The sequence below is a fragment of the Pseudoalteromonas sp. McH1-7 genome (genome assembly GCF_013366255.1).
GTDB lineage: Bacteria > Pseudomonadota > Gammaproteobacteria > Enterobacterales > Alteromonadaceae > Pseudoalteromonas > Pseudoalteromonas peptidolytica.
Genome location: NZ_JABWPQ010000022.1, coordinates 59,619 through 81,429, shown reverse-complemented (window position 1 = coordinate 81,429; position 21,811 = coordinate 59,619). Strand labels below are relative to the sequence as shown.

15 protein-coding genes are annotated in these 21,811 nt (G+C 40.4%); 10 read left to right on the top strand and 5 right to left on the bottom strand.

What is annotated here, in order from left to right:
* Positions 1–209: 209 nt before the first annotated feature.
* From HUZ36_RS15870 to HUZ36_RS15855, 4 genes are all read left to right on the top strand, one after another.
* On the top strand, positions 210–1,004 hold the full coding sequence (locus tag HUZ36_RS15870) for a thioesterase family protein (RefSeq protein ID WP_176033363.1): 795 nt from the start codon (positions 210–212) through the stop codon (positions 1,002–1,004).
* A gap of 217 nt (positions 1,005–1,221) precedes the next feature.
* Positions 1,222–2,427, top strand: coding sequence for a PqiA/YebS family transporter subunit (locus HUZ36_RS15865; protein WP_176033362.1), 1,206 nt, complete (start codon positions 1,222–1,224; stop codon positions 2,425–2,427).
* On the top strand, positions 2,424–4,082 hold the full coding sequence (pqiB, locus tag HUZ36_RS15860; RefSeq protein WP_176033361.1) for an intermembrane transport protein PqiB: 1,659 nt from the start codon (positions 2,424–2,426) through the stop codon (positions 4,080–4,082). Before HUZ36_RS15865 ends, pqiB begins: the two co-directional genes overlap by 4 nt.
* The gene (locus HUZ36_RS15855) at positions 4,079–4,663 is read left to right on the top strand and encodes a PqiC family protein (RefSeq protein ID WP_176033360.1); all 585 of its coding nucleotides are present in this window, start codon (positions 4,079–4,081) and stop codon (positions 4,661–4,663) included. The genes pqiB and HUZ36_RS15855 overlap by 4 nt, the downstream gene beginning before the upstream one ends.
* Here HUZ36_RS15855 and HUZ36_RS15850 read toward each other — a convergent pair.
* Complete coding sequence (locus tag HUZ36_RS15850) at positions 4,658–5,167, bottom strand: GNAT family N-acetyltransferase (RefSeq protein ID WP_176033359.1); 510 nt, start codon at positions 5,165–5,167, stop codon at positions 4,658–4,660. The two genes, HUZ36_RS15855 and HUZ36_RS15850, sit on opposite strands and share 6 nt — an antisense overlap.
* Before the next feature lie 297 nt (positions 5,168–5,464).
* Positions 5,465–8,350: an insulinase family protein gene (locus tag HUZ36_RS15845; RefSeq protein WP_176033358.1), complete on the bottom strand. Its 2,886-nt coding sequence runs from the start codon at positions 8,348–8,350 to the stop codon at positions 5,465–5,467.
* Between the two features lie 117 nt (positions 8,351–8,467).
* Between HUZ36_RS15845 and HUZ36_RS15840 the strand changes: the two genes are divergently transcribed.
* The 3 genes from HUZ36_RS15840 to ushA all read left to right on the top strand — a co-directional run bounded on the left by HUZ36_RS15840 (position 8,468) and on the right by ushA (position 10,832).
* The gene (locus tag HUZ36_RS15840; protein ID WP_147390605.1) at positions 8,468–8,890 is read left to right on the top strand and encodes an MAPEG family protein; all 423 of its coding nucleotides are present in this window, start codon (positions 8,468–8,470) and stop codon (positions 8,888–8,890) included.
* A gap of 102 nt (positions 8,891–8,992) precedes the next feature.
* Positions 8,993–9,184 (top strand): hypothetical protein, encoded by a 192-nt coding sequence (locus tag HUZ36_RS15835; protein ID WP_125253479.1) that lies wholly within the window; start codon positions 8,993–8,995, stop codon positions 9,182–9,184.
* 61 nt (positions 9,185–9,245) lie between these two features.
* Positions 9,246–10,832, top strand: coding sequence for a bifunctional UDP-sugar hydrolase/5'-nucleotidase UshA (gene ushA / locus HUZ36_RS15830; protein WP_176033357.1), 1,587 nt, complete (start codon positions 9,246–9,248; stop codon positions 10,830–10,832).
* A gap of 280 nt (positions 10,833–11,112) precedes the next feature.
* Here the strand turns inward: ushA and HUZ36_RS15825 are convergent, their stop codons facing one another.
* Positions 11,113–12,039, bottom strand: a complete 927-nt coding sequence (locus tag HUZ36_RS15825; RefSeq protein ID WP_128730699.1) for a hypothetical protein — start codon at positions 12,037–12,039, stop codon at positions 11,113–11,115.
* Positions 12,026–12,799: a PhnD/SsuA/transferrin family substrate-binding protein gene (locus HUZ36_RS15820; RefSeq protein ID WP_318671466.1), complete on the bottom strand. Its 774-nt coding sequence runs from the start codon at positions 12,797–12,799 to the stop codon at positions 12,026–12,028. Before HUZ36_RS15820 ends, HUZ36_RS15825 begins: the two co-directional genes overlap by 14 nt.
* Before the next feature lie 344 nt (positions 12,800–13,143).
* Between HUZ36_RS15820 and HUZ36_RS15815 the strand changes: the two genes are divergently transcribed.
* From HUZ36_RS15815 to HUZ36_RS15805, 3 genes are all read left to right on the top strand, one after another.
* Positions 13,144–13,995, top strand: coding sequence for a S1/P1 nuclease (locus HUZ36_RS15815; protein WP_147390608.1), 852 nt, complete (start codon positions 13,144–13,146; stop codon positions 13,993–13,995).
* 40 nt (positions 13,996–14,035) lie between these two features.
* Positions 14,036–17,170: a TonB-dependent receptor gene (locus HUZ36_RS15810; RefSeq protein ID WP_176033356.1), complete on the top strand. Its 3,135-nt coding sequence runs from the start codon at positions 14,036–14,038 to the stop codon at positions 17,168–17,170.
* Between the two features lie 728 nt (positions 17,171–17,898).
* Positions 17,899–21,177, top strand: a complete 3,279-nt coding sequence (locus HUZ36_RS15805; RefSeq protein ID WP_176033355.1) for a TonB-dependent receptor — start codon at positions 17,899–17,901, stop codon at positions 21,175–21,177.
* Between the two features lie 56 nt (positions 21,178–21,233).
* On the opposite strand, the gene HUZ36_RS15800 is transcribed toward HUZ36_RS15805, so the two are convergent.
* The gene (locus HUZ36_RS15800; protein ID WP_176033354.1) at positions 21,234–21,704 is read right to left on the bottom strand and encodes a MarR family winged helix-turn-helix transcriptional regulator; all 471 of its coding nucleotides are present in this window, start codon (positions 21,702–21,704) and stop codon (positions 21,234–21,236) included.
* Positions 21,705–21,811: the final 107 nt, after the last annotated feature.

Here is a 21,811-nt window from a genome sequence, read left to right as displayed (position 1 = left end):
TCAAAAAATCAACTTTTATTGCCTATTTCGTAATAGCCTTATGTAAATCGACAACTGATAAACCATTGCTCAAGCATCGACCTAAAGCGACCAATGAATACGTCGATTTAGTGTTACTACATAATAATGGTTCTAACATTTCTCTCTTGATTACCTGGTTAGACCAGTTATGCTAATTGCAAACATAATAAATAATGAGAAATGACAACATGACATTTGATGAACTTATTCACTCTCCGTGCTTAAAAGAGAAAGAAGCACAAATGACCTTCCCAGCAAGCTGGTGTCAAGGTCGCACTGCATTCGGCGGATTATCAGCAGCTATTGCGGTACAAAACATGAAGCACCAACTTGATGAGCCTCGTCGGTTACTCTCCGTGAGTGTAAACTTTGTAGGCCCATTGCTTGAAGGTACTCCATTTACAGTATCTACAACTATTCTACGTAGCGGCAAAAATGCAACTCAAATGCAAACACAATTAGTTCAATCAGGCCAAGTATGTTTAATTGCTATCGGTTGTTTTGGCAAAGATAGAGAGTCAGCCATTGCTGTCTCAAATAATGAACGCCCTTCTCTACAGGAAGTCAATACAGCAGCAGTTTTACCGTATCAAGAAGGTGTTATGCCAGCGTTTTTCCAACATGTTGCCTTAAATGCCCAGCAAGGAGCATTGCCTTTTTCAGGCGCTGCATCTTCTAATTTAGGTGGATGGATGAGGTTCAAGCAGCAAAATGCCAACATGAATGAGCTGCACGTGCTAGCACTAGCGGATGCGTGGCCACCGACTCTACTGCAAATGTGTAAAGCACCAAGCCCTGCTAGTAGTATGTCATGGTATATTGAGTTTCTGAGTGATATTGACCTATCGTCTCAATCTTGGCTGGGTTTTGAAGCTATTACACACCACAGCAACAACGGCTATGGGATAGAAGATGCAAAAATTTGGACACAAGATGGTAAATTGGCCGCACTGAGCCGTCAAACAGTTGCGGTATTTGATTAAGCTAAACTCAGGATAAGGAGTTGGCGCATTCCTTATCCAAATCGCAGCTTGATTAGAATGTAGAAATTCAAAATATCATATAACCATCGCTTGCGCTTATTCTAAAAAAGTCTATGCCCACCAATCGAGCTGCCTCACGACCTCAACGACCTTAAATATTTGAATTATTTAAGTGCATCAAGCAAACTAGATAAAAATAAAATCAACGGATTTTTGTGTGTTAACAGCTTGCCCAGAATGCGACACGCTCGTTCAAATTGATCAGATCGACTCGCAAAAACGTGCGGTATGCCCAAATTGTCGGTGCGTACTTTGCCACGTGCAAGGCCATCATAATCAACTGATACAGGCTTTTAGCTTTTCAGCCCTGTTATTTTTATGTGCAAGTTTGTTCCCCAACTTCATTACCTACACTCAACACGGTATCACTCAGGTGGTGAGCCTTTGGCAAGCGTTGATGTTACTTGCAGATCATTACAGCTACTTCTTAGCTGGGTTATTTGCGTTTACTATTTTGATCATGCCTATTGCAGTTAGCCTGTTACTACTTCTTGCACACACTAATTATTGGCAAGTGATTAACGCACACAATGCTAGACATTTAGCAAAACTACTATCAGCACTTAAGCCACTTAACCTGACCGATATATTCCTGGTCGCGGTGCTTGTCAGTGCATTTAAACTGATGTCTTTTGCTGAACTTGAAATGGGATTAGGTTTTTGGGCTTACATACTATTTGTACTGTGTTTTATCGAAGCTCTATCTCTATTTGATCATGAATTTATGTGGCGCAATCAAACTCAGTGCAATCTACACCTAATTGAGCCTAAAGAGAATGCTACCACTCTACCCGCAGTATTAAAGCGCTGTAAGGTCTGTGGTTTTTTAGGAGAAGGTGATAGGTGCCAACGTTGTTATGCAAAATTAAAATATCGAAAAGCTCAATCTATTCAAAAAAGTTTAGCTTGGATGCTTACCAGCGTGGTGCTACTTATTCCAGCTAACTTTCTTCCGATTATGGATACTATAAGCCTTGGCTTGCATACACCGGCGACTATCTTTTCCGGCGTCCAAGTTTTATGGGAAGATGGCTCCTACCCTGTCGCTACGCTTATTTTTCTCGCAAGTATATGTATTCCCGTGCTAAAAGCGTTATTATTGAGTTACTTGCTGATCCGAGTGAAAATACCAAAGGATCCGCTAAAAGCGACAAAAGTGTATCGATTACTCGAATTTATTGGTCGCTGGTCGATGATTGATGTCTTCGTTGTCATTATTTTGGTCTCTTTGGTTCAACTTGGTACAGTGTTGAATGTGGAACCGGAAATTGGCATTGTATTCTTTACTCTAATGGTGCTTTGCCAGATAGCTGCCGTTAATAGTTTTGATCCAAGATTATTGTGGGATAAAAATAATCAATGACTACTCAAGCCGATATCGAAGACAAACCAAAATTTTCCGTAATATGGATAATTCCTATTATCGCGTTGCTGATTACAGGCTGGATGCTATATCAACACCAAATAAATAAAGGCCATACCATTTTCATCAAGATGAATGATGCCGATGGCATTATTGCAGGTAAAACTGAGGTACGGGTTAAAAGTGTGAAAGTTGGCTTGGTTGAATCATTAAAGTTAGAGCTTAATCAAAATGCTGTTGTCGCCAAAGTCAGAGTATTGCAACCTTACAGCGACTTGCTCGCGGAAGACTCATCCTTTTGGGTCGTTAAACCACGGATAGATGAGTCTGGAATTTCAGGTATGAACACCCTTCTGTCTGGGGTTTACATCGAGTTATCACCTGGCGAAGCGAAAGTTCGTTCTAGCATTTTTACCTTAATGGATGAACCAGCCCTCATTAGTGCAGAGGTTGAAGGGAAACGTTATAAACTGGTAGCATCAGATGCCGAGGTTTTGGATGTTGGTTCTAGTATATTTTTCCGAAACTTTAAAATTGGTCAGGTGGAATCTGCACATTTCAGTGTTGAAAGCCTAAAAATGGAATATGGTATTTTTATCTACTCTCCCTACAATAAACTCATTACAGACAATGCTATTTTTTGGATTAGCTCTGGGATTGACTTTAAGCTGTCAACCGAAGGCGTAGAAGTCTCAACTGGGTCATTAGCCAAGATGATCAAAGGAGGGATCTCCGTTGACTACCCACCTTCAATGCCTAGTGGTAAGGTTTCTACCGAAAATAAAAGCTATGCCCTACATAAAAACTTTTCTATGGCGCTCGAGCGACGCTTCGATCACTTTGATTACTATCTTGTTGAGTTTGAACAATCTATTCGAGGCTTAAAAGCAGGTGCTCCCGTAGAATACAGAGGAATGAGAATAGGTACAATTGAGCAAGTTCCCGCAACGGGTGTCAGTGACGACAGGCCACTTTATTTTCAAAGAGACAATACATCCGTTCCTGTTTTAGTTAAAATTGAATACGGTCGCATTTATGAAGATGCGAAGCTGGCACAAGAGTATTGGTCAACCAATATAGAAAAATGGATTAGAAATGGATTAAGAGCGTCACTAAAAAGTGGCAATTTGTTAACAGGTGCGGTATATATAGAGCTAGATTTCTACCCAAGTGCTGAAATCGTAAGTACCGATAAAGTGACTGTTTACCCAGTGTTGCCGAGCGTTTCAAGCGGGATCACTGCACTTTCGGAACAAGTCACCAGCTTATTAAACAAACTAAATGGGTTACCTCTTGAAACAACTGTTAAGGAATTAGAAGGCGCCCTTCAGCAACACAGGTTACTAGCAATGGAAATGAATCAACTCGTAAAATCTGTTAACGAGAATGACATTACAGAAAAGGTTGGTGGCAACTTAACCAGTCTTAAAGACACATTAAATCAGCTTACTTCCAGCTTAAAACAATTTGAACAAACAATGACTCAGTATCAAAAAGGCTCTGGCGTGATGGAACAGTTGAGCAGCACACTAGAAGAAATTGAGAGTCTTTCAAATCGCTTAAAGCCCATTTCAAAAGGACTGAACGAACAACCTAATATGCTGATTTTTAACAAAGAGGCTGAGGCAGATCCACAGCCAAGGAAAACTAAATGAAAACACGATTCACTGTATCTATGTTGTGTGTTTTGCTCGCTGGGTGTATGACAAATAAATCGTTACCAGTAAGCTATTACCAGTTGAGCACAACGCAGACTCTCAGTGAAGCCTCTGCACTATCACAATCGAGCAATATTATTATCGTTGACAAGGTGCAGTTAATTGAGTTGTTTAATCAACAAGCCCTCGTGCAGCTTCAGCCCAATAATAAAGTGAATATTGCAAACTTCCATTTTTGGGCACAACCCCCCTCTGATATGCTGACTTGGCATTTAATCAACGGACTAAATACCGCTTCGGATAGCACCGCAATAAAGAGCGATAAATTTTATCTTCATGATGAAAAACATCGGCGTCTCGTTGTTGAAGTGGATGAGTTCGCTGGTCATTTTGAAAAAGGTGCCGTAATGAGTGGCACATGGTACTTGTATACCTACAAAGACAAAAGCTACCAACTTAGCCAAGTGCACCCATTTCACTTTGAAACTGAATTAGCACAAGATGGTTTTAACGCGTTAGTGGCCGCGCACCAGAAAAATGTTAAACAATTGAGTTTACATATAAATCAATCATTATAAATTGCGTTCAAACACAACCACAGGCTTGTGGTCTTGATCAATAATAATTGCGCCACAACTTGTAAAACCCGTCCTCTTCAGTACATTTATGCTCGCTGTATTTGATTCTAGCGTTATTGCACTAAGGCATTGATAGCTTTCGTGCAATTTAACATATTCTATGAGTGCCATTACTGCTTCTGCTGCATACCCTTTGCCGGTGAAGCAATCTAAAAACGCGTAGCCAACATCAGGGTAGCGGAGAAAATTACGCTGATATAAACCGCATACACCAACACTCTCACCGCTACTCGCTTGTGCAACAATGTAAGGTGCAGGTAAGCCAATTTGATACGGAATGAGATACGCATGCTCAATGTGTTCTTGCGCCTCACGATGGGTTTTAATATTTTTATCTTTAATATTATCTATAAAGCTTTTTTGGTTAAGTAACTGGAGCATAAAACCAGTATCATTTAAGTTGGCCTTTCTCAAATAAACACGCTTTCCTTTTGCTATGACCATAATGCTTCCTGTACAGGTTGTTCGTGATGTTATTGATATTATACCAATTAGATTCAATACTTGCTCAATTTGAAGGAGTAAACCTGACGCTAACAGCGTTAAAAATTTCTTATTTAGAATGACTAAATAGCAAAATTTTTGCCTTGCCTACATTCTATAGGCCAGCCGAGTTTACGCCGTTAGCGCTAACACTCGGCTGATAGAAAGGTATTAATTATCCGTAGCTTAGGTTATTTATAAATAAAAAAGCTGGCAGGACTACCCGAACCAGCTTTTACGAAATTGCCTACTTTTATTTTACGGGTGAAATTTAACTTGCTTTTTAGCCTGCTCTAATGAGTCTAGTTTAATTTGCATGGGCAGATCAGCAAACGGTTCAGATTTGAATTTGCTGCCACGAAGTTGAATATTCAGTCGAGCAGCATCTGGATTCATTACCGTCTTTTGGTAGTAATCTTTTATACCCGCCAGTGTTATCGCTTCAACAGCCGCTATCAATTTAGCTTTAGAGTCAAACTCCATATTTTCTTTAAACCAGTCACCTAACAATGGCTGCAACTCTTCAGACAAGTTTTTAGGCGCTTCGGTCAACGACACCAACACCGCATTTTTAAGCTGCGTAAATGTTTCAGACGTTAACTTGTTCAGTTCCTCAGCATATTCTAGCTTATATTCATCAAAGCGAGCTTGCATACTTTTTGCGTCTTTCACTGGAGTCTGAATGTAAAACCCAAGCGCAGAGTACTCATCAATAGCAACACCTGTCGCGCCTACGGCATAAGCCAACTGCTCTTGTGTCCTCAGGCGCTCAAATGCAGCAGTTCTGAGGTGCCCTTGCAGTATCATCGCCGCCGCTTTTTGCGCGTAGCCTGGCACGGGGTGTACTGCAAAATCAATCACAGCCACATCTGCGACATCTATATCTTGCTGCCACACTAAGGTTTGTTTTTTCTCAGGTTTCCAGTAAGCAGCTCGGGCATATTGGGTAATATTTTTGCGTTTTGCCAAAGTATTGTCGAGCGTTGATTTAAGTACTTCTAAATCCGATTTATCATAATTGCCGTAGGCAAATACTCTTACTTGGTTATTACTCAGCACGTGATCTTGCACTGTTTCTAAATCGCCCACTGTGAGCGATTTTGCGGCCGCAATTAATGCAGCATCGTCATAACTACCAGAACGTACTAGCTTTTGGTAGACGCTAAATGCCTGTCTAAATGGGAATTCTTTAGCTTGGTTTTGAATGCCTCTCACGTAGCGGTCTACTGCTTGCTCAAAAGCCCGCTCACTGACACTGATTTGCAGTCCAGATAATGCGTCTTTTAATAGCAGCGATTGCTTGTCAGTAAAACCTGAAATATCCAGCATTAAACCGTTGCTCGGCGTGAGGCCTAAATACATTCCTGCAACACTTGCTTCTGTCATCAATTTCGCTTTATCTAATCGATATAAATCTGACCAAATCGCCAATGCGACTTCAGTTTTAATATCATCCAATGATTCTGGGTTATTGATATAAATTTTTAAGCTGCCCTTTGGCTGAGCATAAAATCGCTCGCTGGCTGCATGCCAGATTGTTACCCCATCAGCATCAATTACTTTTTGTACGCCTTTTTTTGCATCAGCTGGCACAGTTTTTAAAGCAAAGTGCTCCGGTAAGAGCGTATTTACGCTAGGGAGTGATAAGGTAAAGTTTGCAGCTTTTTTCCAGTGTTCAAAGTCGCTTTCTTTTAGATCTACAATTTTATATTCACCGTCATAAAAATGCAGCTTATCTTCGGTAGGTTCATCTTTACTGATGTACCACACTCGCATGTACTCTGGAGTTAATTGCTCTAATACAGCGTTTACCGCATCAGCATCGAATTGAGCGTAATAATAACTTGCGTTGATGGCGTGGTTTACTGGAAAATGCTGCATGCTATCGGCTAAATTACTGACGTAGCCGAATTCATCTCCTTTTTCCAAAAACCTAAATTGATTGTTTAGCGATGTTTGGATCTCTTTAAAATAGCGGCTATCGACACCTTGCTGCTTAATTAACTCAATGTAATCTAGCACAGTGCCTGTGATTAACTCACGCTGCTTAATACCTTGATCAGTTAACTGAATATCAACTTGGAGCGTGCCATAATTACCATAACTATTTGGCGTAGCATAAGCGGTCAATGAAGAGATAAGCCCCTGCTCTTTTAGCACTTGTGCAGGGCTTCCTGCCATTTCATTGCTTAATAGATAAGTGATGAAGTAGTTGGGCTTAACTGCAAACTCTGCCGCATTATTTTCAATCGTAAAATCAAGTTTCAGCGTCTTTACATCTTCGTTGGGCTTATAATGAACAAGCTTTTGCCCTACTTTGTTATAGTTAAGTTCCTGTGTTACTGAAGGTTTTTCAATATGCTTATTTTTAATTGAAGTAAAATGCTTTTTCGCTTTGGCGACCATTTGCTCAATCGGCTCATTTGAAATCATCGCTAATTTCATAATATTCGCCGAATAATATTTGTTGTAGAAATTGACAGTTTCTTGATGAAGGTTGCTCCCTTCCTTATCCCCTAAGGTTTCAAGATTTCCGATCAAGAATCGGTTTGCAGGGTGCTCGCCCATCATGTTTCTCGCAAGCTTAAACTGGCCAAAAAAATCCATTTCTCTTCGCATTGACCATTCAGCATTTACCGCATTTTTCTCTTTTTCGGTATATTCAGGGTACAATTTAGGTGACTTAAAAAAATCTGAAAAGCGGTCTAGCGCTTCATCATAAGCATCATTATTTACCTTAAACATATAATTGGTGATATCTAGCCATGTATAAGCATTATGGGCACCACCGTTATTGGTCATGAACTCTGAATACCCTTTGCTATCGGGGTACTTTTCTGTCCCGAGAAACAGCATGTGCTCCAAATAGTGCGCCATTCCCTGCTGCGACATAGGATCATGAAGTAAGCCAACACCAACACTCAACGCAGCAGCTGACTTGGACACCGAAGGGTCAGATACCAAGATGACATCTATGCCATTTTCTAAAGTCAGTGTTTGATATTGTCTGTCATCGTTTGGACTGACGATAAGTTTAGGTGAGAGTAAATTTGACTTAACAGACGTGCTATTTAACGAAGAAGTTGTACTGCACCCGGTTATAACTGCTACAGTAAGGGCACTAATTGCGAATAGCTTTTTCATAAAACAATCCATTATGGTGATAAATGACTACTAATAGTCACACTATCATGGTCATTGCGTTAGCCTTTTGCAACACTCGATATTTTTGTTTTGTAACACTTCGTAAATTGGAAAATGATGACAACTTCTATTTATATACTACTCGTAGCACTATTTTTACAGACGCTGTTAACTTTTAGTGTGATGCTGGTAATGGGAAAGCGACGCTTTGCTGCAGCAAAGAAAAGCCTAATACACATCGATCAGTTCAAGACTATGCAGCTTAACGACGCTCCAGAAGAAGTCATACTCGCTTCACGTAATTTTAGTAATCAGTTTGAGATCCCCATTCTATTCTTTGTTGTCTCCCTCGCAGCACTTTCTTTAAAACTAGTCACATTATGGTTTAGTCTTTTTGCCTTGTTATTTGTATTTAGTCGTATCGCGCATTCATACGTGCATATTGGTAGCAATCACCTGACTTTACGCTTTAGGCTTTATTTAACCGGCTGCGTATTCGTACTAGCTCAATGGCTCACGCTTATATTAACACTTATATAACCAAAAGGACTAAAAAAGCCATCTCTTTTAACTAACTATTCTTTAAAGTCTGAACCAATTTGCTAGCATGTCGATGATTAAAAGAACAACAGGGGCAATCAAATGAAACAGGATAATCTTATTTGCGACTTTGGTCTTCATGCTGGTGAACCGTATTCATCACTACCAGCAAGCTTTTTAAATTGGATGGTTGAAACAGGCCATGACAAACGAGAGTACGCAAAAGTGGAACTTAACAGGCGGGTTTGTGCCGCTGAAAATAGTAATAGAAAATTTAGCGATTTTGAGTGTTAGCACTATTAAAATAATTTTATTGTTCTAAAATACGCGCATAATTTACTAACGATACTGAATTATGCGCAATATTTTGATTTTTTCAACGGCATTGCTGTTATCAGCTTGTCAGTATTCTCCCAATGAGCCGCAATCTACACAGTACCTGACTGTGCTACATACCAACGATAACCATGGTCGCTTCTGGCGAAATGATAAGGGTGAGTATGGTATGGCCGCAAGAAAAACCTTAATCGATAAACTAAAGAGCGACGCCGAAAATTCAGGTCATGCCGTTATCTTGCTTTCGGGTGGAGATATTAATACCGGTGTTCCAGAATCAGATTTGCAATTTGCAGAGCCCGACTTTAAAGGAATGAAAAAGTTAGGTTATGACGCTATGGCGCTCGGTAATCACGAATTTGATAACAGTCGTGATGTCCTCGCGAAACAAATTGAGTGGGCTGGTTTCCCTATTTTGTCAGCTAATATCATCGACAACACCTCTCAATCCCCAGCTTACACTCCATACACTATTATAAAAAAGGAAGGCTTAACGATTGCCGTGCTTGGTCTGACGACCGTTGATACGGTAAAGATAGCAAACCCTAAGCATATTGATGGATTGACATTTATTGAGCCATTGGCTGCGACACAAGACTGGGCACCTAAGATAAAAGCGAAATATAACCCTGATGTGATGATAGCAGTGACTCATATGGGTCATTATCATGATGCTGCACATGGGATCAATGCACCAGGTGATGTGACGCTAGCACGCCAGCTCGCCCCCGGCACACTCGACTTAATTGTAGGCGGGCACTCTCAAGAGCCTGTTTGCGTAGATAAAAGCGGTAAAGAGAATACGCACTTTTCTCCGGGCAAAACATGTAAACCCGACAACCAAAATGGTACTTGGATAATGCAAGCACATGAATGGGGTAAGTATGTGGGTAAAGCCGTGTTTAAAATCAGCGGAGATACTAAAACCTTGGTCAGTTACAACCTGATCCCAGTCAATCTTAAGGATGACAAAGGTGTGGTAATTGGGGAAAGTATCGAAGAAGATTTACAACTTCTTGCGTTCTTGAAGCCCTTTCAAGATAAAGGGCAAGCGCAAATAGCTGGTGCGGTTGGATCTGTAGATAGTTTTCTTGATGGCCGTCGAAGCACGGTTAGATTTAAACAAAGCAAGCTCGCTGATTTGATTATTAATGCTCAGATGGCCGCTGTGGAAGCAGATTTTGGTATTATCAGTGGCGGCGGGATCAGAGACAGTATTGAACAAGGTGATATAAGCTATAAAGATGTATTAAAGGTACACCCTTTTAGAAACCGCATTACTTACGTCGACTGGCAAGGTAAAGATCTAATCAACTACCTGAATACAGTCGCACAATTTCCACCAGATTCTGGTGCGTATATGCAGTATCACCACATTACTTTTGATTTAAAAGATAATAAAGTGGTTAATGTAAAAATTGCAGGGCAGCCTTTGGCGCTTAATCAACGCTACCGTATGAGTATTAACAGCTATAATGCCGCAGGTGGTGATGGCTACCCTAAAGTTAACCAACTTGCAGAATATACCGCTACAGACTTCACTGATGCTCAAGTACTGAAGGATTACCTGCAAAAGCACAGCCCGATCAAAGCAGTCGATCTGTGATACGGAAACTAGCATTAATATTAGATAGCGCTCTTAGGTGTTATCTATATTAATGCTAGCCTAATAAAAGTGGCAGACAGAGCCTAACGTTGTTACTCGATTAGCGTCTGTAGATAGTAGAAGAGTCGCTCGCTTATTCCAATTATCTTAATTAAGCTTGCTATGTTGAGGCAAAAAACTTTGTCGATAACACCACTTCCCCTAAAACTCTCTAGTTTGACCCAGAGACAAATTAGAGCACTCCTTATCCAAACCTAAGGTTGTTTGAATGATGCTGGTATCACTTACCTATCACTTCTACTTCTGACTTTTTAACTCCATTAAGCCCATAACTATGAAGCTTAGAGCGTGAACCTTCCCCATGGGCTTTGGGTGGATAAAACAGCGCTTTTTTCTCTGGAAATGCTTCTAGTGCTTCATCTAAAGCAGCTCTAATTTCACTTAGTGTCTTCTCAAGACTATTAGTAAAATTTGGCCGTTTTCTGATAGTGTGACCAAGCTCAACCAGTCGATAAAAGTATTTATCAGCCAATTCTAGCAATGGCTCTGGCATCGCTTTGTTTTGGTTCAAAATAACATCTGGGTGGACATCACAATATTCTATCAATGCCAAATAAAAGCATAATGGCTTATTTGCAAGCTGTACCCTTACCTGTTTATCACGGTTAGTGGTTACTGTTTTTGAGTGTAAATCAATAATCAGCTTAAATTCAGGTAAATTTTCTGCTAGTTCAACTTTATTAACCTTTGCTGCGATATGCTTCTTTCTATTCCAACTATAAAAAGCGACGCCAATTAAAGCCATGATGAAAGGAAATATAAAAGTAAAAACAGGTTTAGAGTTATCGATAGAAATAGCTACATAAAAATTTCTATGTGGGGCGGTTAATGTCAGTATTTCACTATTTTTACTTTCTCCAGCACCTGAGGTATTAATATCTAAAACAGTAAGTCGAGCACCTTTATTTTGCAAAGATAAATTTAAAGCGTTGATATACTCATTTAATTCAACTTCATTCCCCGCGTAGTGTAAAAATGGGTCTGCTACAGGGAGTTTATTTAAATCGATAGCCACTCTCAATGCAACTGCTTCTTTTTGCTGCTTTAACACATCTGTTACTGTGGTAGTTTGAGATAAGTGGAAAATACAACAAAAAAGCAAAGATAAGCCCATAAATAAAAATATATTACGTTTATTTAGCTCCATTTTTTTCTCCAATAAAGCGGTAAGGAGCCTTCTCACACTGCCAATAGGTATCTACTTTATCAAAATAGCTGGATGTTCTTGACTGAGCTATCTGGTGTACAACCCCCTGCAACGCACACACTAAATCGGTGTTATTGTTGTTCATTTTCAAATACCACTTACTACCGCTGACATTATCCGCAATCGGTGTAATATAATTTTTTGAAAACCTCACCTCATCTTCATCAGACCAGTACGAAGCGATAATATCTACTTCTCCGGATGCAAGTCGTTCACGCAGTGCTTGATGAGAACTCAAATACGTAATGTCGAGCGCGTTAATATCTATATCTAGGTCTTTGAGCGCACTTTTTGGCAGAATATGCCCCGAGCGGCTAGTTGGATAATCTAGTAAACCGATCTTTTTGTCCAAAAAGTAAGACTTGGATAAAGTCGGTTTTTCGGTGTTTGAAATAAAAAATGCAGAATAAGCAGGATACCCAATAACCGGTTTGTAACTATGTGTAGACTCGGCCATTAATGCCGACATAATATTGTCTTTGGTCAAGATTACGTCAGCAATACCTTTGGCCAAAAATTCAATTTGCTCTCCTAGGCTGCCACCCCAATATACCTTTACCTCACCATATTGCCTAGTAACAACGTCATTTTCGCAGGCTCTAACAAGCACTTCCAAAGCTAGACTTTTAATAGGTACATGTACTTTTAGCGTGTTGATATTGGAAACAGAGCGCGTTTTACACGAACTTGAATATTGCACAACTGGTTCGATTGACAAAGGTTTAACAGATACCAGCCTACTACCGAGGAACCAACACAATAATGCACCTGTAAAAAACACGGCGAAAATTGCTGCTTTACTAACCAAAACGTTACTATATATCACATTTACACATAACCTACCATTTCTTGTCGTCTATTAGATCAATTTTCTTTACTTATTGCAATAGGTAATTTTACTAAAAAGACATAAACAATTGATTTAAATACTTTATTGATAAGAAATTATGAATCTTATTGAGTCCTTTTATTTTGTTGAAAAATGCGGACAATTGGCCTCACTTTTTATTGGGAAGATTGTTCCCTTTTCCACAAGAGATAAAAATGTTACGTAAAAGCATTTCATTACTTTTTGCAGTAGGAATGACGTTAACCACTTCAGATGCAGCAGCATGGGGCCAAAATGGGCACAGGATCATTGGCGAATTAGCTGAATTACATTTAACTGACCACACCCGCCTTGCTATTAAGCCTTTACTAGAAGGCGATTCTTTAGCTGAAGTATCCACATGGGCTGACGAGATGCGCTCAGATCCAAGCACCTTTTGGCGCAAACAGTCTTCGAAATGGCATTACATTAATATCGAAGATCCTAAAAACATGCACCAACATGTCCATTCAAATCTAGACGACAAAGAAAAAGTAAAAAATATTCTAGATGGCATTTATTACTCTATCAACACGCTCCAATCCGACTCCAAATCTATAGACGAAAAACGTTTTGCGTTACGCTTCCTTGTCCACCTTGTAGGCGATAGTCACCAACCTTTCCACGCCGGCAGGGGTGAGGATCGTGGGGGCAATATGATTAAAGTAAAGTTTTTCGGTAGCGACTCTAATTTACACAGCACGTGGGATACCAAATTAATTGAGAACGAAAATCTCTCGTTTACTGAGTTTACTCGCTTTATTCAAACCACAAACTCTGAAATAATTGCTGAATATTTAAACAGCGCACCAGCTGATTGGCTACTTGAATCAAATAATATTGCCGAAAATGTATATAACAGCAATGAAACTGAAATAAGTTATGGGTACATTTACAAGCATATGCCAACAGTGAAGTTTAGACTGCAACAAGGCGGTATTAGACTTGCTGGTTTATTAAACCAAATTTTTGATAAGGACTCGCAGCCACTAAAAGAAGCACTAAAGACTTCTGTGACTGCGAAATAATATAATTGTAGCTAGTTCTAAAAATACGGGAAACAACATAATGAACACTATTTTACGCAAAACAGCACTTTCTGTAGCGATAGTTGCAGCTGTAGGTGTTAGTGGCGCAGCCAGTGCAAACTCTTTAACATCGACGATTAAAGGAACTATTGTGGGGCCACAAGGTAACCCAGATACTTCTTCTGTCGTAACAATTATTCACGAACCAACAGGTTCAAAGAAAACCCTCTCTCCCAATGAGAGTGGTGTTTTTAATGCGTCTGGCTTACGCGTAGGTGGTCCATACACTGTTGTAATTGACTCTAAGAAACATAAAGATAAAACACTAACAGATCTATTCCTAACGCTTGGCAAAACTTCGGCACTGGATATAGAACTAACTTCTGATATCGAAACAATCACCATCACAGGTGCATCTCGTCACTCAATTATCAATGCCTCAAAAGACACAATGGGAAGTGTTTATGGTGCAGGCGATATTGAGCGTTCACCTTCATTTGACCGTGACATAAAAGATATCGTGCGTCAAAACCCGCTTGTTAATATCTCTGATGACTCTCGCGGTGAGATGTCAGTAGGTGGTGTAAACCCGCGCTTCAATAGTATTTCTATTGACGGCGTTAAACAAAATGATGACTTTGGCTTAAACGATAATGGTTACCCAACGAATGGTTCACCGATTTCATTATTAGCTATAGACCAAGTGTCAGTAGACATCACACCATTTAATGCAAAAGCATCTGGTTTTACCGGTGCTTCTGTAAATGCAGTGACAAAGTCAGGTACCAATGAGTTATCTGGTGAATTCTTCTATGAGTATGAAGATGACTCTATGGCTGGTACGCCAAAACGTGAAGATGGTACTGATGTAGACTTAGAATATGAGCGTAAAACATTTGGTGCTGCGCTTGGTGGTAAGCTTATCGAAGACAAGCTATTCTTTTTTGTTGCCTATGAAGAATCGACTACTCCATTCGTTACTGAGTGGGGAGTAGACGGCTCTGGCGCGGCAAATGAACTAGATTGGTTAACTGGTGCTCAGCTTGAAGAGATCCAAAGCGTTGCGAGTAGCAAGTACAATGTTAATACTGGTAGCACTCCTAAGGGGCTAGATAACGACAGTGAGAAACTACTCGTAAAGCTTGACTGGAATATTAATGACTACCATCGTGCAGCATTTACTTACCAAGACTCTACAGACAACTCGATTACGCCTCAAAACACTAATAGTAGTCGTTTTTCATTATTGAGTAACTGGTATGATAAAAAGGGAGAAATTACCTCTTATGCAGCACAGTTTTACTCAGACTGGACGGATGAGTTTTCAACACAGGTAAAAGTGTCATACAAAGACACCAAAACAAACCAAGCCCCATTCTCTGACACGCTAAACGATGCGAAAGTTGGTCAAGTACGTATTGATTTTGATGATAACCGTGTGTACTTCGGCACAGATCCTTACCGTCACGCTAATAAGTTAGAGAACACTACAACTACTTTTGACGTTGAGGGTGAGTACCTATTTGATTATCACACCCTAAGCTTTGGTGTGGGTGTTGAAGAAATCGATGTGTTTAACCAGTTTGTTCCTTTCTCTCGAGGTGACTGGAGATTTGCCTCACTTGAGGACTTTAAAGCTGGTAAAGCGAAGAGCGTTTCTTATTCAAATGCTTACACAGGTAACCCAAATGATGCTGCAGCTGACTTTAAAGTAAAAAATCTTCATATGTTCGTAGAAGATCGTTGGGATATTCGCGATGATTTATGGATTAATGCAGGTGTTCGTTATGAGAAAATCTCGACTTCAGGCCTAATCCGTGAGAATTCTACATTCACTGACCTATACAGCTTCTCGAATACCAATAGCTTGGATGGAAAAGATATCTTCCTACCACGCGTAGGCTTTAACTGGACAGCAGCGGATAACTTAACCATCAGTGGTGGTGTTGGCCGTTATTACGGTGGTACACCAAACGTTTGGATTTCAAACTCATACTCAAACGACGGCCAAATCAATGTCCGTGCTAATACTGATGATGTTGACCTTAATAGCCCAGACTTTACACAAGCGCCAGCGGGTGCAATCTTATCTCCAGGTAATGGTGACGTTAACCTAATTGACCCAAGCTTCGAGTTACCTTCAGAGTGGCGCTATGGCATCACGGCTAACTATTCAGCTGACTTCTCTGATTTCGGCCTAGGTGATAACTGGGATCTAGAAGCGAGCTTTATGTATGTCGACGAAAAAGATGCTGTCCGCTGGAAAGAGTTATACCGTGAAACACAAGAGGTTGTTACAGGCCCTGATGGTCGTAACATTTACGTAGGTACTGGTGAACGTGACCGTGCAGATATCATGCTAACCAATGGTGAAGGCGGTACGCGTAAAACATTTACACTTAGTTTGTCAAAAGCATTTGAGAATGGTTTTTACGTAAACGCTTCATACGCTAACCAAGATGCAACCTCTCTAGTTGGCGGTACTTCGTCAACAGCGAACTCAAACTATGAGAAGTATAATGCAGCTGATAGAAACAACCCAGTTGTTGGCCGCAGCCGCTATGAGATTGAACACAGCTTTAAACTTAATATTTCTTACGCAGCAGAATTGTTTGAAGGTTACAAGTCTACTTTCTCACTACAAGGTGAGCGTAGTTCAGGTAGACCATATAGCTGGATTTATGCTAATGGCTACGACACTTTTGGTGGACAAAACAACTTCGATGATGGTGAGTTCTTAGCCTACATCCCAACTGGTGCAGATGATGCCAAAGTACGCTATGCAGATGGTTATAGCTATGAGCAATTGAAAGCAGTAATTGATCAACACGGTCTTGCGGGCCAAGCCGGCGGCATCGTTGATAGAAACACTGTTAATGGTCCTTGGACTACACGCCTAGACTTCAAATTTACCCAAGAAATCCCTGGGTTTATGGAAGGTCATAAAGGGTCTGTTTACTTCTCAGTGAAAAACTTGCTTAACTTAATTGATAGTAGCGCAGGTAAGGTATACAGAACTGACTTCTTTAACGGTCGCGAATTAGTTGGTGTTGAGTATGACCAAGCTGCAAATCAGTATATCTACAGCGAAGGTTATGAAAGTGATGCACCAACTACGTTTGATGCGGAACGCTCTTCATGGCGTATCAAGCTAGGTGTTAATTATAAATTTTAATATCTAGTTACTACGCATACTTAACAAGTTAGCAGCTTAAGTAAAATGCGTCACCTTTATCTCTAGGTGACGCATTTTTATTAAACCTTTGAAATTGCTCAATATAAAATTCAAAAAATAAAATATAAATATTTGGTGTAAATGAATAGTTGTCTTTGAAGATAACTGAAAGTATTGACAACCTATATCATCACTACAAAGTACCGGCCGCTGCAAACTCGAAAAAAGACAAAAGCCTTATTTATCAAACAGTTATAACAACACCAGTGACTCCACCTTTTCACCATTGTTTCAATCAAAAAACCTTAAAAGTAAAGCATAAACTTTTGATAACCGCCCTATTATTACTGTATAATTCGCAAGTATGCAGAATTAAGAATAGTATATTTTTTGCTCTTTTTGATTTAATACCAATCGCATTAAGTAAGCGGCCTTTTTGACATCAAGAAATAGCGTTAATTACGTGGTTTTGGAAGAAAGAGAACCTCTTATGAGGTGCTTACTGTTTAGTCGACACAGACTGAGCTTAGTGTGCGCATACCAGGTCGATAACACAACTTAGATCGACCAAACACTCTCATCAGCACTATTTTGGGACTCTGGCTTCAGAAACCCAAAGCGCAGTTGATAGAAATGTTTATGAACACAACGTCTTTAGGATTGATATAAAAATGTTGTGTTCGCAGTAATTTACATTGAAACAGTCAAAACACACGGGAAATGACATAATGAGAAACGTTCGCTTAACTAAAGTAGCTGGCGCATTAGCTCTGGCACTTGGCGTATCAGTGAGTGCTTACGCTGCTGACACGTCATCTGCAATGCGCGGTAAAATTACAACACCAACCGGTGAAGCCGCTGCAAACGTTAAAGTTACAGTTATTCACGAACCAACTGGAACAACAAGTACTTTTCTAACTAACGAGTCAGGTACGTTTATCGCAAAAGGCCTTCGTGTAGGTGGTCCTTACCGCGTAATCTTGGATTCTAACAAGTATTCAGATACACAACTTGACAATATTTATCTAGAGCTTGGTGATACTCACCGCCTAACCAACCAGCTTCAACCGTTACAACAAATAGAAAAAATCGAAGTCACTGGATATAAACTAGTGCAACAAGCTGGTGGCTCAAGCAGTGTATTTGGTGCAGATACCATTGAAAATGTACCTAGCTTCAATAATGATATCAAAGACATTGCACGCTTAAACCCACTCGCCAGCATCAATGGTAATGGCGAACTAACAATTGCGGGTAATAACCCAAGAACCAACGGTTTAACCGTTGACGGTATCGGTCAAAATGATGATTTCGGTCTAAACTTTGGCGGTTATCCGACAGCACAACCACCGGTAGCACTTGATGCAATTGAGCAGATTTCTGTAGATACCTCACCTTTCTCAGCTAAAAAAGGCAACTTTGGTGGCGGTACAATCAATGCAGTTACTAAGTCAGGCTCTAATGAATACACCTTTACTGGTTTCTACGAAACTAGCACACCAAGCCTTGCAGGTAAGCTAGATAACATCTCAGAAGTTAAATACAAAGAAGACATAAAAGACGCTGACGGTAAAATAATCCACCGCGCTGGTTCTAACATTCTTGATGAAGATGGCCATAGAACTTATGAAGTGGCACGCACAGATCCTATCGTTACCGAAAAGCGTTTAGGCTTTAGTACCGGTGGTGCGATTATCCAAGACAAACTATTTTACTTTGTAAACTACAACGCTTGGAAGCAAGAGATGGACATGGACTACGGTTTTGATGGTTCAGGTACAGCTCATGAGTTTGACGTTAGTGAAAAGGATTACCTCGATTTTGTTAATGCTTTAAACAGCGTATATGGTATTCAAGATGAGCTTGGTGGTAACCCTGAAGACACCAGCGATAGCATCTTAATCAAGCTAAGCTGGAACATTTCAGATCTTCACCGTGCAGACTTCACTTACCAATGGCAAGATGAAGAAGATGCAAGAGGCTTCGCAACAGGTGGCGACACAGTATCAATGGCGTCAAGTCGTTATACCTATACGACTAAATTCGATAATTTCGCTGCCAAATTATACTCTGATTGGACGGATGATTTCTCGACAGAGGTTGGCCTTGCGTATAAAAACGTAACAAACGATAGCGTTACAAACTCAGATCTAGGCAATATTCGTGTAAACCTTTTTGGTGAGCGCGGTGCTGGCTTCCAGTTTGGACGCGATAGATACCGTCATGTTAACGAGTCTGAAACCGAAACATACGCGTTTACTCTTGATGCAACTTACCTAATGGGTGACCACGAGATTAACTTCGGTGGTCAGTACGAGAGCAAGCGCCTGTACAACTTGTTCGGTGAAGACTCAAGAGGTAGCTGGACGTTTGGTAGCATAAAAGATTTTGAAAACAAAAAGCTGTTCTTAAATAAGTATGATGACTATAAGTTCTCTTATACCAATGCTTATACTAACAATGTCAATGACTTAGCTTATGATGCTACACGTGAACAACTTGCGCTTTATATTGAAGATAAGTTCTATGTGACTGACGACCTTGAAATGACGGCGGGTGTTCGTTACGAGCGCTTATCTTCAAGCGATAAGCCAACGTTAAATACCGCATTCCAAGAAACATACGGCTATACTAACCAAGAAAACTTGGATGGTGCAGATATCATTTTACCACGTATCGGCTTCAAGTATTATGCCACTGAATCACTCACCATTAATGGCGGTGTTGGTCGCTTCCACGGCGGTATCCCAAATGTTTGGTTTAACAACCCATTCCAAAAAGACGGGTTAACGCAGGTTAGCGCAAACCAAGACGCTATCAACGATTACTTCGCTGGCGTTGAGCAAGTTGACTTCACTCGTGTGCCACAACCAATTCAAGATTCTCTACAGCAAGGCGCAGGTAGCACAGCCTATACAGATCCAAACTTCGAGTTACCGTCAAGTATTCGTGCTCAAATTGGCTTTGAATATGACTTTGATTCAGAGCTATTAGGCGATGGCTTTAAGTGGACAGCTGAACTTGCTTATCACAATAAGCAAGATGAAGCGATTTGGAAGAATACTTCTATTACCCCTAAACTTGATGAAAACGGCGATATTGTTCGTTCTGCAACAGGTCGTATCATATATGAAAACAAGTACTCTGGTGAGTTAAGAGATAACTACGACATCATGATGACTAACGCAGATAAAGACGCGCGTTCAGTTATCATTAGCACGGCTATTGCTAAAGAGTGGGATAACGGGCTTTATGTTTCAGCAAGCTATACAAACCAAGATGTTGAAGATGTTTCTCCAGGCAGCGCATCTCAAGCTGATGGAAACTATAAACATGCAACCACGCACAGCCGTAACGTTGAGTTGGTTGGCCGCGGCCACTACGAAGTTGAGCACAGCTTCAAGTTAAATCTACGCTATACAACTGAATTCTTTGACGGTTACGCGTCTAAGTTTAACGTATTCTTTGAGCGTCGCTCTGGTCGTCCATTTAGCTACACAATGGGGTCTTATAATGACTATGACTTTGGTGATACTCGCGACTTTGCTGGTACCTCTGCATACCTAGCTTACATTCCATCGGGCCCTGATGACGCCAATGTAAATTGGGAAGAATCAAGACTATCTTGGAACGAGTTAGAGACCTTACTTAATCGCGCTGGTATCACCGAGCGTGGCCAACTGCTTGACCGTAACACAGGCACTCAACCTTGGGTTACTACTATGGATGTAAGCTTTAAGCAAGAGATCCCAGGTTTCTACAAAGAGCATAAAGGTGAGCTTTACTTTATGATCGAAAACTTTGCTAACCTACTAAACAGTGACTGGGGTATAGAGAAGAAATTAGGTTACTCTGACCAAGCTGTTTATGACTTTGGTGGCTTAGACGACGATGGCAAGCTCATTATCTCTCCTCGTTATAAGGGTGCAGATGTTCGTAACTACTCGACTATCGATAAAGGCGCATCAGCATGGCAAGCTAAAATTGGTATTCGTTACACATTCTAATATCTAACAGATAATTAGATAACCTTCCAAAGGCCAGCAAATGCTGGCCTTTTTCGTTAATCAGCATTGCTGGTATCACTATTCACTAGTCTATTATTAAGCACCGTTAATAATTCAATAAACTTTTCTTTCTGCTCATCGCTAAAACAACTAAGTAGCTCGGCTTCCCATGCTAGAGCAAGTGGCGTTAACGTTTGATAAAGCACTCTTCCTTGCTCTGTCACCGCAATAGTCTTTGCACGCTTGTCACTTGAACTCACTAACATCTCAATCAACTCTCTGTCTTGTAACTGCTTGATCGCCCTCGAAACGGTTGATTTGTCCATGTTTGCCAGTTCACAAATGTGTGCTGCTGTGATCCCATTATGTTGTATCGCATGGGACAGCACCCGCCACTGCGGCTGTGTCAGTTTCCCTTGCTGTTTATACACCTGTGCAAAGTCATTGCTCACTTTTGTTGACAACGAAACTAATTGATATGGTAAAAACTCTTTAATATTCAGTGGCTTTTCATCTTTTTTTGTCATTATCAATTGCTCCTAAGTGTCATAATAACTTTACGGCCTTACTCAACGGTGAAGATTGAAAATACTCTCACATGAGAGTATCTTACTATAAAACAGTAAGGAGTCGA